The following is a 16,939-nucleotide window of genomic DNA, read 5'->3' as shown; positions in this document are numbered from 1 at the left end:
GTAGACAAAACGCGCGTAGATTCTGACCCGTCCATGACCGACGGCAACAGGCCCCGGAGGTTGCGATCTGATGACCAGAACGGTCAACTCCCGCCCGGCAAAAGGGAAAGGCGTGACATCGTGGGGCGTATGACCACACCACAGAACCCCCCGTACGGCACCCCCGACACCCCCCTCCTCGCCGTACGCGGCGAAGCCGAACTCGAAACCGACCCCGACCTCGCCCGCATCACCATCACCGTCACCGCACGAGGCCGCGACCGCCGCACCACCCTCGACGACCTCACCCGCCGCAACACCACGGTCGTCGAACTCATCAAGTCCTACGGCGACGCGGTGGAGGACGTCTCGACGGGCGCGGTGTCCATCACCCCGGAACTCGGCCAACGCGGCCGAGGCGAACGCGTCCGCGCCTACCACGGCCGCATCCACCTCACCGCCGAACTGACCGACTTCACCGCCCTCGGCGAACTCACCACCCGCCTCGCCGACCTCGACCTCACCCGCGTCGACGGCCCCACCTGGACCCTGCGCCCCGACTCACCCGTCCACCGCCGAGCCCGCCAACAGGCCGTCCAGGACGCCGTCCAACGGGCAAAGGAATACGCGGAAGCCCTGGGCACGACCGTCGGCGCACTCATCGAGCTCGCCGACACCGGAACCGGATCAGCGCTCGGCCGCTCCCAGGCCGCCTTCGGCCGCCGAATGCGCCGCATGTCGGCGGCAGCGGACGAGATGGAGTCCGCACCCGAACCCCTCGACCTCGAACCCGAGCGGATCCGAGTCCGCGCCGAGGTGAGCGCGCAATTCACGATGGTCCCGCCGACCCTGTGAATTCACCCGTTCGAGGAAAACCGGCGGGAGGATAGGCGGACGGAATATTGATGTGCTCATAAGAGCGGACCACCGCACAATTCAACAGTTGTCAACTCCCCTTCATTCAAACGTTGTTGGCCGGTCACGTCCCCCCAATTCGCTACCGCCCGGTACGGCATAGGCTCGACCCATGCGCCGAGCAAAAATCGTTTGTACCCTGGGCCCCGCCACCGACTCGTACGACCAGATCAAAGCCCTGGTCGACGCCGGAATGGACGTCGCCCGCCTCAACCTCAGCCACGGCAGCCACGCCGAACACGAGGAGCGCTACCACCGCGTCCGCAAGGCCTCCGACGACACCGGCCGCAGCGTCGGCATCCTCGCCGACCTTCAAGGCCCGAAGATCCGCCTCGGCCACTTCGAGGAAGGACCCGTACTCCTCGAACGCGACGACACCTTCACCATCACCGTCGAAGACGGCGTCGCAGGCGACGGCAAACGCTGCGGCACCACCTACGCCGGCCTCGCGAACGACGTCACACCGGGCGAACGCATCCTCGTCGACGACGGCAAAGTCTGCCTCGAAGTCACCGACGTCGTCGGCCACGAGGTCCACACCCGCGTGCTCGAAGGCGGAGTGATCTCCGACCACAAAGGCCTCAACCTCCCCGGCGTCGCCGTCTCCGTCCCCGCCCTCTCCAAGAAGGACGAGGAAGACCTGCGCTGGGCACTCCGCACAGGCTGCGACGTGATCGCCCTGTCGTTCGTACGCAGCGGCCGGGACATCCTGGACGTCCACCGGATCATGGACGAGGAAGGCCGCCGCCTCCCCGTCATCGCCAAGGTGGAGAAACCGCAGGCGGTGGAGGCCATCGACGACATCGTCGCGGCCTTCGACGGAATCATGGTCGCGAGAGGCGACCTCGGCGTCGAGATGCCCCTCGAACAGGTCCCGATCGTCCAAAAGCGAGCGATCAAACTGGCCAAGCGCAACGCCAAGCCGGTCATCGTCGCGACGCAGATGCTCGACTCCATGATCGAGAACTCCCGCCCGACACGCGCGGAAGCCTCGGACGTGGCGAACGCGATCATCGACGGCACCGACGCCGTCATGCTCTCCGGCGAGACAAGCGTGGGCAAATACGCGATCCAAACCGTCCGCACCATGGCGAAGATCGTCGAGGCGGCAGAGGAGGACATCCTCGCCAAGGGCCTCCCACCCCTCACCGAAAGCAACAAACCCCGCACCCAGGGCGGCGCCGTCGCCCGAGCAGCAGCAGAGATCGGCGACTTCCTCAACGCCAAACTCCTCGTCGCCTTCACCCAGACCGGCGACACGGCTCGCCGCCTTTCCCGCTACCGCTCCCCAATCCCCCTCCTGGCCTTCACCCCCGAACAGTCGACCCGCTCCCAGCTGAGCCTGACCTGGGGCTCGGAAACCTTCCTCGTCCCCCCGGTCGGCTCCACCGACGCGATGGTCGACCAGGTGGACGAGCTGCTGCTGAAGTACGGCCGCTGCCAGAAGGGCGACGTCATCGTGATCACGGCCGGCTCCCCGCCGGGGGTGTCGGGCTCGACGAACATGGTCCGCGTCCACCGCGTGGGGGAGGACGACAGCCCGGAGTAGGGGCCTGTCAGTGTTTGGGGCCTACGTGGGCTTCGAGGAGGGCGACTGAGGCTTTGCGGGCGACGGAGATGTTGTACGGGTTTCCGTTCCGGGTGCAGTGCGTCCACTCGACGCCCAACTTGTCGAGGGTGTCCGTGAAGAGCCGCCTGATGTCGTCGGAGACGTTGGTGAAGAAGTAGCGGGGGTATTCGTAGCGCTTGCGTTCACCGGCGACCATGCGGGTCGTCCAGTTGGTGACGCGGCATCCGTCGGAGTGGATCAGGCCTCGGATGAACTCCCAGGGGTGCGCGTCGACGATCGCTTGCTGCCAGGCTTCCAGTACGATCGGGCGCTCGTGTTTCTTGCCGGGGCCGTGCTGGGGGAACATGCAGGTCCAGTGTTTGGTGTACGACTTCACCTCGATGCAGCCTGGCTTGTAGCGCTGCTTGACGCTCGGCAGCGGCATCACCTTGCGCATGGCATCCTCGGCGGCGGCGATCAGGCCGGTCTGCGTTGCGTTGCAGAAGATGGAGAGGTGGTGCTGCTTGGGCTTCGAGACGATGTGGCCGTCCCCCAGATAGAGGCCCAGCAGGTACGAGTAGGCCACCTCATCGAATTCGCGCCCTGTGCACTGGGGGCAGTCGGTGGGGTGTTCATAGGTCTCGCCACGCATTCTGCGGTCCTCGTTGCGCCACCAGCCCATGGTCCCGCGAGGAATGTTGAGGCGTTCCGCGACGATGCGATTGGGGACGCCTGCCCGCATGAGTGCGACGGCCTGGGCGCGAATCGAAGGGCTGTGCTGTTCCATACGGTCACTGTGGGGTGAAGGTCGTAGCGACACGCAGCAAAAAGCGGATGTTCACGAGAACGGGAACATCCGCTTTCTAAGATCAACCTTAGAATTGAAGGAAAAGTGCCCCGGGTGGGATTCGAACCCACGCTGACGGTTGTTTGAGAACCGGGCCTCTGCCTCTGGGCTACCGGGGCTTCCTCTAAAATGAAGGTCAGCAGTCACCCGCCGTGCCCCCACCTTACCGCAGCTAGGTACGCTCTTGTCAGCAGTACCCCTGCCCTGAACGAGGAGCCCCCGTGACCGCCCCCGAGTCGCCCCAGCCCGTAGACGTGCCCGATGACGACAAGTCGCACGTGCCGCCGCTGACGACCCGTGTCGTCATCGCCGAGGACGAGGCCCTGATCCGGCTCGATCTCAAAGAGATGCTGGAGGAGGAGGGCTACAGCGTCGTCGGTGAGGCCGGTGACGGCGAGCAGGCGATCGAGCTGGCCCGCGAGCACCGGCCCGACCTCGTCATCCTCGACGTGAAGATGCCGAAGATGGACGGCATCTCCGCCGCCGAGAAGATCGCCGAGGAGCGCATCGCGCCGGTCCTCATGCTGACCGCCTTCTCGCAGCGCGACCTCGTCGAGCGGGCACGCGACGCCGGCGCCATGGCGTACCTCGTGAAGCCCTTCAGCAAGAGCGATGTCGTCCCGGCGATCGAGATGGCGGTGTCGCGGTTCAACGAGCTGAAGGAGCTGGAGAAGGAGGTCGCAGACCTCACGCTCCGTCTGGAGACCAGGAAGCTGGTCGACCGGGCGAAGTCGATCCTGCAGACGGAGTACGGGCTGACCGAGCCCGCCGCGTTCCGGTGGATCCAGAAGACGTCGATGGACCGGCGGATGTCGATGCAGCAGGTCGCCGAGGCCGTCATCCTGGACGCCGAGGAGAAGAAGGCCAACAAGGGCTGACCCCCGCAGCGCCTGTACATACGACGAGGCCCGCGCCCGGAGAAGGGGCGCGGGCCTCGTCGTAGCCGCTGTACCTCGGTGGTGCCTCAGTCCTCGCCGAGGTAGGCCTTGCGGACCGACTCGTCGTGGAGGAGGTCCTGGCCGGTGCCGGAGAGGACGATGTTGCCGACCTCCATGACGTGGCCGTGGTCGGCGAGCGAGAGGGCTGCCTGGGCGTTCTGCTCGATGAGCAGGATGGTCATGCCCTGGGACTTCAGCTCGACGATGGTGGCCATGATCTTCTGCATCATGATGGGGGAGAGGCCCATGGAGGGTTCGTCCAGCATGAGCAGCTTGGGCTGGGACATGAGCGCGCGGCCCATGGCGAGCATCTGCTGTTCGCCGCCGGAGAGGGTGCCCGCGGCCTGGTTGCGGCGTTCCCCGAGGATGGGGAAGAGGTCGTAGGCGCGCTGGATGTCCTTTTCGATGCCTTCTTTGTCCTTGCGGAGGAAGGCGCCGAGCTGGAGGTTTTCGAAGATCGTCAGGCGGGGGAAGATGTGTCGGCCTTCGGGGGAGTGGGCGAGGCCGAGGGAGACGATCTTGTGGGCGGGGATGCCGTTGAGTGGCTTGCCGTCGAACATGATCTTGCCCGAGGAGGGCTTGAGCAGGCCGGAGAGCGTGCGCAGGGTGGTGGTCTTGCCGGCGCCGTTGGTGCCGATGAGGGTGACGACCTGTCCTGCTTCGACGCTGAACGAGATGCCCTTGACGGCTTCGATCTTGCCGTAGGCGACCCTGAGGTCTTCGACCTCGAGCAGTGCGGTCACTGGGCTTCTCCCTTGGTGCTGGTGGTGCTGTCCGCGTCGACGGCTGCCGTGTGGGCGGCGGCCTCGGCGGCCTCGACCTCCGCTGCCTCGGCGGTCCCGGGGTCGCCTTCGAAGGGCTCACCGAGGTATGCGGCGATGACGCGTTCGTCGGCCTGGACGACGTCGGAGGTTCCTTCGACGAGTTTTTCGCCCTGGACGAGGACGGCGACGCGGTCGCTGAGGTTGAAGACGAAGCGCATGTCGTGCTCGATGAGGAGGACGGCGATGCCCTTGTCGCGGATGGCGAAGACGAGTTCTTCGGTGGCGCGGGTCTCCTGCGGGTTCATGCCGGCTGTGGGCTCGTCGAGGAGCAGTAGTCCGGGTTCGCTTGCCAGCGCTCGGGCGATTTCGAGCTTGCGCTGTTCGCCGTAGGGCAGGTTGCGGGCGAGGTGGTCGCGCTTGTGGGCGAGGCCGATGAACTCGAGGAGTTCCATGGCCCGGTCTTCGGAGGCCTTTTCGGCTTTCTTGAAGCCGGGGCCGCGCAGCAGGGCTGACCAGAGGCCTTCCTTGGTGCGGGTGTGGCGGCCGACGAGGACGTTTTCCAGGACGGTCATGTTGGCGAAGAGCCGGATGTTCTGGAAGGTGCGGGCGATGCCGGCCTTGGTCACCAGGTGGGGCTTGGGCGGTAGGACCTTGCCCTTGTAGGAGACGGTGCCTTCGGTGGGGACGTAGAGGCCGGTGAGGCAGTTGAAGAACGTCGTCTTGCCGGCGCCGTTGGGGCCGATGAGGCCGACGATTTCGCCGCTGTTGACGGTGAAGTCGACGGAGCGGACGGCGGTGAGGCCGCCGAAGCGCATGGTGACGTCGCGGGCTTCGAGTACAGGTGTGGTCATCTCAGGTCACGCCCCAGCCTTGGTGGCTGCCGGTTCGTCGGCGAGTGTTTCGGTGTCGGGTACGTCGAGTTGGCCGGTCTCGTGGAATTCGAGTTGGCGGCGGCGGTTGGCGACGATGCCCTCGGGTCGGAAGCGCATCAGGAGGATGAGTGCGAGGCCGAAGGCCAGCAGTGACTTTTCCTGGAGGAAGACGAGCTTCTCGGGGAGGAGGTAGAGGAGTGCGGCGCCGAGGAGGGGTCCGGCCACGGTGCCCATGCCGCCGAGGACGACTGCGGCGAGGAGGAAGGCCGAGTTGGGCGGCGTGGAGCCCGCGAACTGGTAGGGGTTCGGGACGACGCTGTAGGTGACGTGGGCGCTGACGGTGCCGGCGAGGCCGGCGAGGGAGGCGCCGAGTGCGAAGGCGATGAGCTTGACGCGGAAGCCGTTGATGCCCATGGCGGTGGCGGCGGTCTCGTCTTCGCGGATGGCGATCCAGGAGCGGCCGATGCGGGAGTCGGCGGCGCGTGTGTAGACGAGGACGACGATCGCCATGACCAGGACCATGAGGAGGTAGTAGTTGGCGAACCGGCCGAGGGTGAATCCGGCGATGTCGTGTGATTCCCCGAAGTTGAATCCGAAGAAGTCGAGGTCGGGGATGGAGGGGATGCCGTTGGGGCCGTTGGTGATGTCGGGGCCGGAGTCGCCGTCCATGTTGTTGACGGCGATGCGGAAGATCTCTCCGAAGCCGAGGGTCACGATGGCCAGGTAGTCGCCGCGCAGTCGCAGGGTGGGGGCGCCGATGAGGACGCCGAAGACGAGGGATGCGGCGGCGCCGGAGAGTGCGGCTGCCCAGAAGGGGAACTGGACGCCGGAGAACGTGGAGAATTCGGAGCCGGAGACGAGGGCCGCGGTGTAGGCGCCGACGCCGAGGAAGGCGACGTATCCGAGGTCGAGGAGGCCTGCGAGGCCGACGACGATGTTGAGTCCGAGGGCCACGGTCCCGAAGATGAGGATGTTGACGCCGATGTTGGCGTAGTGGTCGTCGGTCTGTGTGAAGGGGAAGGCGATGGCGGCGGCGAAGCCCATCGCGAGGGTGAAGCTGCGGTTGCCGGCGACGAGGTGTGAGAACCGGTCGAGGAGGCCGGCGGTGTGCATCGCCCAGACGGAGAAGACGACGACGATGAGGTAGCCGATGAAGAGTTCGCCGTACTCGGTGTCGATGCCGTAGGTGAAGGTGGCGAGTCCGAGGATGGCGACGGCGGTGATGACGAGTCGCTGCACCCAGCCGGCGGTGGCCTGTGGGGCGGGGATCTTGTCGGGCTTGGCGATGTAGATGCGCAGGGTTTCTTTTGCGGTTTTCTCGCCGGCGCCGGGTTCGGGCAGGGCGAGGGCGCCGATGACCGGCAGGAGTGAGGCGATGGCGGCGAAGAAGGCGCCGGGCTCGAGGTTGACGAGGCCGCCGAGGTCCGTGGTGATGGCTGTCACGGTGAACCAGGTGACGCCGAAGCCGCCGAGTGCGGTGAGTACGACGGGGGCGTTGTTGCGGGCGGGGACGAGCCAGCCGAGGCCCTTGACGCCGTAGAGGGACAGTGTGAAGAGGGCGGTGAGGAGGCCTGCGGTGAAGGTGAGCCACTGCAGGCCGCCGGGGTAGCCGTAGACGGTGAGGTCGCCGGGGAAGGCGGAGGTCCAGGTCCAGGCGAGGAAGGCGGAGGCTGCTGTGGCGATGCCGCCGGTGAGGGCGAGTGCGCGGGCCGCGCCGGAGGGGAGCGGGATGAGGCCGCGTGTGGCGGGCGCGGAGGTTGAGACGCTGTTCGCGGAGGGGGTCTTGGTGGTGTCTGTCATCTTGCTCACGCCCTGTCCGCGACGCGTTCACCGAGCAGACCTTGTGGTCTGAACAGCAGTACGAGGATAAGGAGGCAGAAGGCCCAGACGTTCGCCCAGCTCTGGCCGCCGAGCTGCTGCATGCCCGGGACTCCGTCGATGTAGGCGGAGGCGAGGGTTTCGGCGACGCCGAGGACGAGGCCGCCGAGCATGGCGCCGTAGATGTTGCCGATGCCGCCGAGGACGGCGGCGGTGAACGCCTTGAGGCCCATGAGGAAGCCCATGTCGTACTTGACGTTGCCGTATTTCATGCCGTACGCGACGGAGGCGACTGCGGCGAAGAAGCCGCCGATGGCGAAGGCGATGACGATGATGCGGTTGGTGTCGATGCCCATGAGCTGCGCGGTGTCGGGGTCCTGCGCGGTGGCCTGCATGGCGCGGCCGGTGCGGCTGCGGCGGACGAAGAGTGCGAGGGAGGCCATGCAGACGGCGGCGGCGACGATCAGGAAGATGTCGGCGTCCTTGATGGTGACGGAGCCGATTTCGTGGCTGCTGTCGAGGCCGGGGAAGGCGCGGGCGCGGTCGGCTTCGGGGTAGAAGTTGCGGACGACTTCCTGGAGTGCCAGGGAGAGGCCGATGGCGGTGATGAGTGGTGCCAGTCGCGGTGCTCCGCGCAGTGGTCGGTAGGCGAATCGTTCCGCTCCGACGGCGATGAGGACGGCGACGATTCCGCCGCCGATCAGCATCAGTGGTACGGCGACCACCATGGATACGTCGGAGGGGAGGACGAGGTAGACGGAGAGTGCGCCGAAGCCTCCGGTCATGAAGATCTCGCCGTGCGCGAAGTTGATGAGCTGGACGATGCCGTACACCATCGTGTAGCCGATGGCGATCAGCCCGTACATCGAGCCAAGAAGCAGCCCGTTGGCCAGCTGCTGCGGCAGGGTGTTCACCGCATGGCCTCCATAGTCGCTGGTCGTGCACGCACCCGTGCGGTGCGTGTGAGAGGTGGGGGTACATGGAGCGGGCCGCGCGGTCGGGGTCCTCCTTCCGCGCGGCCCGTCGTTGGTGCTACTGGGGGTTGGACCGTCAGCCGGCGTCGTAGGTGCCGGTCTTCACGGCCTTCCAGGCACCCTTTTCGACCTGGTAGACGGTGAGCTGCTTGTTGGTGGTGTCGCCGAACTCGTCGAACGAGACCTTGCCGCTGATGCCTTCGAAGTCGCTCTTCTGGACCCCGTCGACGACCGTGGAGCGCAGGGCGTTCATGTCGTCGGGGACCTTGCCGTCGTTGGCGTCGACGGCGGCCTTCACGGCGTTGATGATCGCCATGGTCGCGTCGTAGGAGTAGGCGCCGTAGGCGCCGTAGTCGCCCTTGTAGCCCTTGGACTTGTAGGTCTCGACGAAGGACTTGGCGGCGGGCAGGGTGTCGACGGGGACGCCGATGGCGGTCGCGAGGTCGCCCTCGGAGGCCTCGCCCGCGGTCTCGATGTAGGTGGTGGCGAACATGCCGTCACCGCCGAAGAGCGGGATCTCGACGCCGGCGTCCTTCATCTGCTTGGTGATCAGCGCGGACTCGTCGTACTGGCCACCGTAGTAGAGGAGGTCGGCGCCCGAGTTCTTGATCTTGGTGACGAGCGAGCTGAAGTCCTTGTCGCCGGTGTTCACGTGGTCGGTGGCGACGACCTTGCCGCCGAGCTTCGTGAACGCCTCGTTGAAGAGCTTCGCCAGGCCGGCGCCGTAGGTCTGCTTGTCGTCGACGACGAAGACCTTCTTCTTCTTGAGGTCGGTGTACGCGTATTCGGCCGCGAAGCCGCCCTGCAGGGCGTCGGTGGTGGCGGTGCGGAAGTACGTCTTGTACGGCCGCTTGGGGTCCGTCTGCCAGTTCTTGCCCATCGTCAACTCGGGGTTGGTGTTCGACGGGGAGACCTGGGCCATGTTGGCGGAGGCGAAGACCTGCTGCATCGACTGGGCGACGCCGGAGTTCAGCGGGCCGACCGCCGCGACGACGGTCTTGTCGCCGACCAGGGCGGTGGCGTTCTGCTGACCGTTGGCGGGCTGGGCCTTGTCGTCCAGGGCCTTGATCTTGAACGTGACGCCGTCCACCAGCTTCTTGCTGTTGGCGTCGTCGGCGGCGATCTGGGCGCCGTACTGGATGCCGAGGCCGGTGGTGGAGTTCTCACCGGAGAGCGGGGCGGACACACCGATGGTGATGGTGGTGCCGCTGCTGTCGGAGCCCTTGTCGTCGCTGTCGCGCGAACCGCAGGCGGTGAGGGTGAGTGCTCCCGCAGACAGCGCAGCGGTGATGGCGATGAGCGAACGTTGACGCACGTTCCAGTCCTTTCCCTGGGCGGCCCTCCCCCCTGGAAGAAGCCGAGTACTGCGCGGAGCCGGAGGGGTATTCCGGTCGCGCGGTGACTGGGCGTGACTCTATGGGGGTGGAGGTTACGGGGAGGAGGGTCTGAACCATGCTGTGACGCTCTTGTTATGACACGAGGTAATGCAGAGCGGTACTTGGCGGGTGGAACAGCGAATTTCAGGCCGATTCGCCCTGTCCGCATGGTGAGAACGTGCAGGATGCACCCCGGTGGGTTCAGGTGTCTCGGGCGTTTTGGTGATTACGTTGTTTCGTTGTTGCAGGCAACTTGCAGGGCCTGGGAGAGGTCCTGCGCATAGCGGGGGCCCAGGATGAAACTCTGGCCTTGTATTGCACGCACATTACGCAGAGTTACGTCAATGAAAGGCAGTGCGACGTTCTCCGGCACTTTCCCGCATTCCGTCACATGCATGGTGATCACGATCGTGCGGGCGGACCCCGCCTTCGTGCGGAAGGGGGCGCGGGGGGCCGAGGTCAGGGAGATGCCGGCGTACGGCTGTGACACGTGTGTCACGGTGACCGGTGGTCCGGATTCCACGCTCAGCCGTACCTCGAAGGCGAGCGTGTGCGGACGGGTGCCGGGCGGAACGGTGCGTTCCCCGAGATAGGTGACGCTGACGACCTGGGCGGGGAACGGTGGTTTCGGGGTGGCCTGTTCACGTTCGTCCGGACGGGTCGCGTGGAGAAGGGCGGCGCCCGCGAGGAGGGCGGCGGCGGTGAGGGCGGCGAGGGTGGTTCTGCGGTGGGCGGCGTAGAGGCGGGAGGGCCAGGAAAACCGGGAGAACCGGGTGAGGGGGGTGCGCGGGTGGGCCGGGGGAGTGGGGGCGCCGGTGGCGGGTCCCGTTGGGAGCGTCTCCCACGCGTGCGTGCCCTCGCCCGGCTCGACCGGGCCGATGCCGCTCACGTGCGCGGCTCCGGCCCTGCCGCCGCCCGCGCCCTGCGCGCCCCGCCCGTTGTCATGCCCCGACGCTAGGACGCCGGGGCGCCGGGCGGCAACGGGCCTTGCCGCGTGTCCTCTTGGGGCCGTCAGCCCGCCGTGGGGGCGTCCCGCAGCATGCAGGTCAGCCGGGCGGTGCACACCCGCCGCCCCTCCTCGTCGCTGATCACGATCTCGTACGTCGCGGTCGACCGCCCCCGGTGCACGGGCGTGGCCACCCCGGTGACCAGGCCGGAGCGGATGCCCCGGTGATGGGTGCAGTTCAGGTCGACACCGACAGCGAGCCTGCCGCGGCCGGCGTGCAGCATCGACCCGACCGAGCCGAGGGTCTCGGCCAGCACCGCGGAGGCGCCGCCGTGCAGCAGTCCGTAGGGCTGGGTGTTGCCCTCGACCGGCATGGTGCCGACGACCCGGTCCGCGGAGGCCTCGACGAGCTCCACACCCATACGGGTGCCCAGGTGCCCGGCCGGGGTCAGAACGTCGACGCCGATCGCGGCGTACTCGTCGATGACCTCCTGCGGGATGTTCATGTGCTGCTGCTCGCCCATGGGGCCGGGCTCCGTTCGTCGATCCGGGTCCAGTCACTGAGCAAACGCTCAGTCGGTCGAGGATTGTTCCAGACGCACCACGACGGACTTGCTGGCCGGGGTGTTGCTCGTGTCCGCGGTGGCGTCCAGCGGGACCAGCACGTTCGTCTCCGGGTAGTACGCGGCGGCGCAGCCCCGGGTCGTCGGGTACAGCACGACGCGGAAGCCGGGCGCCCGCCGTTCGACGCCGTCGCGCCACTCGCTGACCAGGTCCACGTACGATCCGTCCGCGAGCCCGAACGCGCGCGCGTCCTCGGCGTTGACCAGGACGACCCGCCGGCCGTTGCTGATGCCCCGGTAGCGGTCGTCGAGGCCGTAGATCGTGGTGTTGTACTGGTCGTGCGAGCGCAGCGTCTGCAGCAGCAGCCGGCCTTCGGGCAGCTTCGGGTACTCGACGGGCGCGGCGGTGAAGTTGGCCTTGCCGGTGGCCGTCGGGAAGCGGCGCTCGTCGCGGGGGGCGTGCGGGAGTGTGAAACCTCCGGGGCGACCAGCAGAACCCGTCACGCGCGCGTTGAAGTTCTCGAAGCCGGGGATCACGCGGGCGATCCGGTCGCGGATGGTCGCGTAGTCCTTCTCGAAGTCCTCCCACGGCACCTTGCTGTCCTCGCCGAGGACCCGGCGGGCCAGTCGGCTGACGATGGCCGGTTCGGACAGCAGGTGGTCGCTCGCGGGGGTCAGCCGGCCGCGGGAGGCGTGCACCATGCCCATGGAGTCCTCGACGGTCACGAACTGTTCTGTGCTTTTCCCGTTCGGGCCGACTTGCAGATCGCGTTCGGTGCGGCCGAGCGTCGGCAGGATCAGCGCACGCGCGCCCGTGACGACGTGCGAGCGGTTCAGCTTGGTCGACACGTGCACGGTCAGCCGGGCGCGCCGCATGGCGGCCTCGGTGACGTCGGTGTCGGGGGAGGCGGCGACGAAGTTGCCGCCCATGGCGAAGAACAGCTTCGCCTCGCCGTCGCGCAGGGCGCGGATGGCGCGCACCACGTCGAAGCCGTGCTCGCGCGGGGGTGCGAAGCCGAACTCCTTCTCCAGGGCGTCCAGGAAGGCTGGGGCCGGCCGCTCGAAGATGCCCATGGTGCGGTCGCCCTGCACGTTGGAGTGGCCGCGCACCGGGCACACGCCCGCGCCGGGGCGGCCGATGTTGCCGCGCAGGAGGAGGAAGTTGACCACCTCGCGGATGGTCGGCACGGAGTGCTTGTGCTGGGTGAGGCCCATGGCCCAGCAGACGATGGTGCGCTGGGAGGCGAGCACCATGCGCAGGGTCTGTTCGATCTGCGCGCGCGTGAGGCCGGTCGCGGTGAGTGTCTCGTCCCAGTCGGCGGCGCGGGCGGCCTCGGCGAACTCCTCGAAGCCGTGGGTGTGCTCGGCGACGAACGTCTCGTCGACGGCGCCGTCCGTCTCGAGGACGAGCTTGTTGAGGAGGCGGAAGAGTGCCTGGTCGCCGCCGATGCGGATCTGCAGGAACAGGTCGGTGAGGGCGGCGCCCTTGAGCATGCCCTGCGGGGTCTGCGGGTTCTTGAACCGCTCCAGGCCCGCCTCGGGCAGCGGGTTGACGCTGATGATCCGGGCGCCGCCGGCCTTGGCCTTCTCCAGGGCGGAGAGCATCCGGGGGTGGTTCGTGCCCGGGTTCTGGCCGGCGACGATGATCAGGTCGGCCTTGTGGAGGTCCTCCAGCAGGACGCTGCCCTTGCCGATGCCGATGGTCTCCGACAGGGCCGAGCCGGAGGACTCGTGGCACATGTTGGAGCAGTCCGGCAGGTTGTTCGTACCGAGTTCGCGGGCGAAGAGCTGGTAGAGGAACGCGGCCTCGTTGCTGGTGCGGCCCGAGGTGTAGAAGACGGCCTCGTCGGGGGAGGCGAGCGCGGCGGTCTCCTCGGCGATGATGTCGAAGGCGCGCTCCCAGGTGACCGGCTCGTAGTGCGTGCCGCCCTCGGGGAGGTACATGGGGTGGGTGAGCCGCCCCTGCTGGCCGAGCCAGTAGCCGCTGCGGGTGGCGAGGTCGGTGACGGGGTGGGCGGCGAAGAACTCCGGGGTGACGCGGCGCAGGGTCGCCTCTTCCGCGACCGCCTTCGCGCCGTTCTCGCAGAACTCCGCGGTGTGCCGGTGTTCCGGCTCGGGCCAGGCGCAGCCGGGGCAGTCGAAGCCGTTCTTCTGGTTGACCCGCAGCAGTGTCAGCGCGGTGCGTTTGACGCCCATCTGCTGCTGGGCGATCCGCAGGGAGTGTCCGACGGCCGACAGGCCCGCCGCCGAGTGCTTCGGCTCGGCGACCTCTGGCGCGTCCTGGACCGGATCGGCCTTGGGCGGCTTCGTTGCCATCGCACGCTCTCCTTCGTCCTGCTGTGTGCGCGGTGTGTTCGGCCGTGCACGGTGCGCACTGCGCTGTGTGACACGCCTCCGAATCCTCGCACGGGGTACTGACAGTCGAGGCGGTCGGGCGAGGACCGAGATCAATGGTTGCGTATGGAGCAATGGTTGCGGAAGGGGCAACGCGCCGGGAAAGCCGTGCCCGGGAGCCCACGGTTCGGAGGTGCCGGCGGACCGTGGGCGGGGCCGAGTGTCAGTGGGGCGTGGCAGGATCGGGGGCGTGGCAGAGACAGCATCGAAGAAGACCGAGACCCCCGACGGCGGCAGCCGCCCGCGCCTGATGCTCATGGACGGGCACTCGCTGGCCTACCGCGCGTTCTTCGCGCTGCCCGCGGAGAACTTCACCACCGCGACCGGCCAGCCGACGAACGCGATCTACGGCTTCGCGTCGATGCTGGCCAACACCCTGCGTGACGAGGCGCCCACGCACTTCGCGGTCGCCTTCGACGTCTCCCGCAAGACCTGGCGCTCGGAGGAGTTCACCGAGTACAAGGCGAACCGCTCGAAGACCCCGGACGAGTTCAAGGGCCAGGTCGAGCTGATCGGTGAGCTGCTCGACGCGATGCACGTCTCGCGGTTCGCGGTCGACGGCTTCGAGGCCGACGACGTCATCGCCACGCTCGCCACCCAGGCCGAGGCCGAGGGCTTCGAGGTGCTGATCGTCACCGGCGACCGCGACTCCTTCCAGCTCGTCACCGAGCACACCACCGTGCTGTACCCGACGAAGGGTGTCTCGGAGCTGACCCGGTTCACCCCGGAGAAGGTCGTCGAGAAGTACGGACTGACGCCCGCCCAGTACCCCGACTTCGCGGCGCTGCGCGGCGACCCGTCCGACAACCTCCCGGGCATCCCGGGCGTCGGCGAGAAGACGGCCGCGAAGTGGATCAACCAGTTCGGCTCGTTCGCGGACCTCGTCGAGCGCGTCGAGGAGGTCAAGGGCAAGGCCGGGCAGAACCTCCGCGACCACCTGGAGGCGGTCAAGCTCAACCGCCGCCTCACCGAGATGGTCCGCACCGTGGAACTGCCGAAGACGGTCACCGACCTGGAGCGCGCGCCGTACGACCGCACGGCCGTCGCGATGGTCCTGGACACCCTGGAGATCAGGAACCCCTCCCTGCGCGAGCGGCTCCTCGCCGTCGACCCGGGCGCCGCCGAGGCCGAGACGACCCCGGTGGTCACCGCCGGCGTCGAACTGGACGGCACCGTGCTGGGCACGGGCGAGCTGGCCGGCTGGCTCGCCGGGCACGCCGAGCGGCCCCTCGGTGTCGCCACCGTCGACACATGGGCGCTGGGCACCGGCTCGGTCGCCGAGATCGCGCTGGCCGACGCCGACGGCCCCGCCGCCTGGTTCGACCCGTCCCAGCTGGACGAGGCCGACGAGACGGCGTGGGCGGCCTGGCTGGCCGACGGGGACCGCCCCAAGGTCCTGCACAACGCCAAGGGCGCCATGCGTGTGTTCGCCGAGCACGGCTGGTCCGTCGCCGGCGTCCGTATGGACACCGCCCTCGCCGCCTACCTGGTCAAGCCGGGCCGCCGCTCCTTCGACCTGGACGCGCTGTCCCTGGAGTACCTGGGCCGCGAGCTCGCCCCGGCCGCCGCGGCCGACGGGCAGCTCGCCTTCGGCGCGGACGACGGCGCCGAGGCCGAGGCCCTCATGGTGCAGGCCCGCGCGATCCTCGACCTCGGAGAGGCATTCCGCGACAAGCTGGAGGAGGTCGGCGCGGCGGACCTGCTCCAGGACATGGAACTGCCCACCTCCGCCCTCCTCGCCCGCATGGAGCGGCACGGCATCGCCGCCGACCGCGCCCATCTCGAGGCCATGGAGCAGATGTTCGCCGGCGCCGTCCAGCAGGCCGTGAAGGAGGCGCACGCGGCGGCGGGGCACGAGTTCAACCTGGGCTCGCCCAAGCAGCTCCAGGAAGTCCTCTTCGGTGAACTGGCCCTGCCCAAGACCAAGAAGACCAAGACCGGTTACACCACCGACGCCGACGCCCTGGCCTGGCTCGCCGGCCAGACGGACAACGAACTGCCCGTCATCATGCTCCGCCACCGCGAGCAGGCGAAGCTCCGCGTCACCGTCGAGGGCCTGATCAAGACCATCGCCGCCGACGGTCGGATCCACACCACGTTCAACCAGACGGTCGCCGCGACCGGCCGTCTGTCGTCCACGGACCCCAACCTGCAGAACATCCCGGTCCGCACCGACGAGGGCCGCGCGATCCGCCGCGGCTTCGTCGTCGGCGAGGGCTTCGAGTCCCTGATGACCGCCGACTACAGCCAGATCGAACTGCGCGTGATGGCCCACCTCTCCGAGGACGAGGGCCTCATCCAGGCGTTCACCTCCGGCGAGGACCTGCACACCACGGCCGCCTCCCAGGTGTTCGGCGTCGAACCGTCCGCGGTGGACGCGGAGATGCGCCGCAAGATCAAGGCCATGTCGTACGGCCTGGCCTACGGCCTGTCCGCGTTCGGCCTGTCCCAGCAGCTGAACATCGAGGCGGGCGAGGCCCGCGCCCTGATGGACGCCTACTTCGAGCGCTTCGGCGGCGTCCGCGACTATCTGCGCCGCGCCGTCGACGAGGCCCGGGCGACCGGCTACACGGCGACCCTCTTCGGCCGCCGCCGCTACCTCCCCGACCTCAACAGCGACAACCGCCAGCGCCGGGAGGCAGCCGAGCGGATGGCCCTCAACGCGCCGATCCAGGGCACCGCGGCCGACATCGTCAAGATCGCCATGCTCAAGGTGGACGGCGCACTGCGCACGGCGGGCCTCACCTCCCGCATGCTGCTCCAGGTCCACGACGAAATCGTCCTGGAGATCGCCCCCGGCGAGCGGGCGGCCGTGGAGGAACTGGTCCGCCACGAGATGACCGAGGCCGTCCACCTCAGGGCCCCCCTGGACGTCTCGGTGGGCGCGGGGACGGACTGGGAGTCGGCGGCGCACTAGGGCGTGTTTCGAAAGTAGCGTCGTCCGCCCGTAGGGCGGGCCCGGCGGCGTCTGGTGCGTGCGATCGCAAGGCGGAGGGTCGCCCCG

Annotated in this window: 13 protein-coding genes and 1 tRNA gene; 4 read left to right on the top strand and 10 right to left on the bottom strand. The window is 68.2% G+C overall.

The window, feature by feature from the left end:
- Positions 1 to 129 precede the first annotated feature (129 nt).
- Entirely contained in the window at positions 130 to 834 is a 705-nt protein-coding gene (locus ACLZN2_RS12410; RefSeq protein ID WP_416978466.1) for an SIMPL domain-containing protein, read from the top strand.
- Between the two features lie 172 nt (positions 835 to 1,006).
- Positions 1,007 to 2,443, top strand: a complete 1,437-nt coding sequence (pyk, locus tag ACLZN2_RS12405) for a pyruvate kinase (protein WP_416978465.1) — start codon at positions 1,007 to 1,009, stop codon at positions 2,441 to 2,443.
- 7 nt (positions 2,444 to 2,450) lie between these two features.
- On the opposite strand, the gene ACLZN2_RS12400 is transcribed toward pyk, so the two are convergent.
- Together ACLZN2_RS12400 and ACLZN2_RS12395 are read right to left on the bottom strand one after the other, a co-directional pair.
- Positions 2,451 to 3,230, bottom strand: coding sequence for a helix-turn-helix domain-containing protein (locus ACLZN2_RS12400; protein ID WP_416978464.1), 780 nt, complete (start codon positions 3,228 to 3,230; stop codon positions 2,451 to 2,453).
- Between the two features lie 106 nt (positions 3,231 to 3,336).
- Positions 3,337 to 3,409: transfer RNA gene (locus ACLZN2_RS12395), tRNA-Leu, on the bottom strand.
- 102 nt (positions 3,410 to 3,511) lie between these two features.
- Between ACLZN2_RS12395 and ACLZN2_RS12390 the strand changes: the two genes are divergently transcribed.
- Positions 3,512 to 4,168 carry an ANTAR domain-containing response regulator gene (locus ACLZN2_RS12390; protein ID WP_416978463.1) on the top strand — a complete coding sequence of 219 codons (657 nt, stop codon included), beginning with the start codon at positions 3,512 to 3,514 and terminating at the stop codon, positions 4,166 to 4,168.
- 86 nt (positions 4,169 to 4,254) lie between these two features.
- Here the strand turns inward: ACLZN2_RS12390 and ACLZN2_RS12385 are convergent, their stop codons facing one another.
- The 8 genes from ACLZN2_RS12385 to ACLZN2_RS12350 all read right to left on the bottom strand — a co-directional run bounded on the left by ACLZN2_RS12385 (position 4,255) and on the right by ACLZN2_RS12350 (position 13,857).
- Complete coding sequence (locus ACLZN2_RS12385) at positions 4,255 to 4,971, bottom strand: ABC transporter ATP-binding protein (protein WP_416978462.1); 717 nt, start codon at positions 4,969 to 4,971, stop codon at positions 4,255 to 4,257.
- Entirely contained in the window at positions 4,968 to 5,843 is an 876-nt protein-coding gene (locus ACLZN2_RS12380) for an ABC transporter ATP-binding protein (RefSeq protein WP_416978461.1), read from the bottom strand. The genes ACLZN2_RS12385 and ACLZN2_RS12380 overlap by 4 nt, the downstream gene beginning before the upstream one ends.
- A 6-nt stretch (positions 5,844 to 5,849) precedes the next feature.
- Positions 5,850 to 7,664: a branched-chain amino acid ABC transporter permease gene (locus tag ACLZN2_RS12375; protein WP_416978814.1), complete on the bottom strand. Its 1,815-nt coding sequence runs from the start codon at positions 7,662 to 7,664 to the stop codon at positions 5,850 to 5,852.
- A 5-nt stretch (positions 7,665 to 7,669) separates the two neighbouring features.
- A complete protein-coding gene (locus ACLZN2_RS12370) occupies positions 7,670 to 8,596 on the bottom strand; it encodes a branched-chain amino acid ABC transporter permease (protein ID WP_416978460.1) in 927 nt (308 codons plus the stop codon).
- Between the two features lie 136 nt (positions 8,597 to 8,732).
- Positions 8,733 to 9,971 carry a branched-chain amino acid ABC transporter substrate-binding protein gene (locus ACLZN2_RS12365; RefSeq protein WP_416978459.1) on the bottom strand — a complete coding sequence of 413 codons (1,239 nt, stop codon included), beginning with the start codon at positions 9,969 to 9,971 and terminating at the stop codon, positions 8,733 to 8,735.
- Between the two features lie 287 nt (positions 9,972 to 10,258).
- On the bottom strand, positions 10,259 to 10,921 hold the full coding sequence (locus ACLZN2_RS12360; RefSeq protein ID WP_416978458.1) for a Tat pathway signal sequence domain protein: 663 nt from the start codon (positions 10,919 to 10,921) through the stop codon (positions 10,259 to 10,261).
- Positions 10,922 to 11,043: 122 nt separating this feature from the next.
- Entirely contained in the window at positions 11,044 to 11,502 is a 459-nt protein-coding gene (locus ACLZN2_RS12355) for a hotdog fold thioesterase (RefSeq protein WP_416978457.1), read from the bottom strand.
- Positions 11,503 to 11,550: 48 nt separating this feature from the next.
- Positions 11,551 to 13,857 carry an FdhF/YdeP family oxidoreductase gene (locus tag ACLZN2_RS12350; protein ID WP_416978456.1) on the bottom strand — a complete coding sequence of 769 codons (2,307 nt, stop codon included), beginning with the start codon at positions 13,855 to 13,857 and terminating at the stop codon, positions 11,551 to 11,553.
- Between the two features lie 268 nt (positions 13,858 to 14,125).
- Between ACLZN2_RS12350 and polA the strand changes: the two genes are divergently transcribed.
- A complete protein-coding gene (polA, locus tag ACLZN2_RS12345; RefSeq protein WP_416978455.1) occupies positions 14,126 to 16,852 on the top strand; it encodes a DNA polymerase I in 2,727 nt (908 codons plus the stop codon).
- Positions 16,853 to 16,939 lie beyond the last annotated feature (87 nt).

It is taken from the genome of Streptomyces sp. T028 (assembly GCF_048159505.1).
Taxonomy (GTDB): domain Bacteria; phylum Actinomycetota; class Actinomycetes; order Streptomycetales; family Streptomycetaceae; genus Streptomyces.
This window is presented reverse-complemented; position numbering and strand designations above follow the sequence as displayed.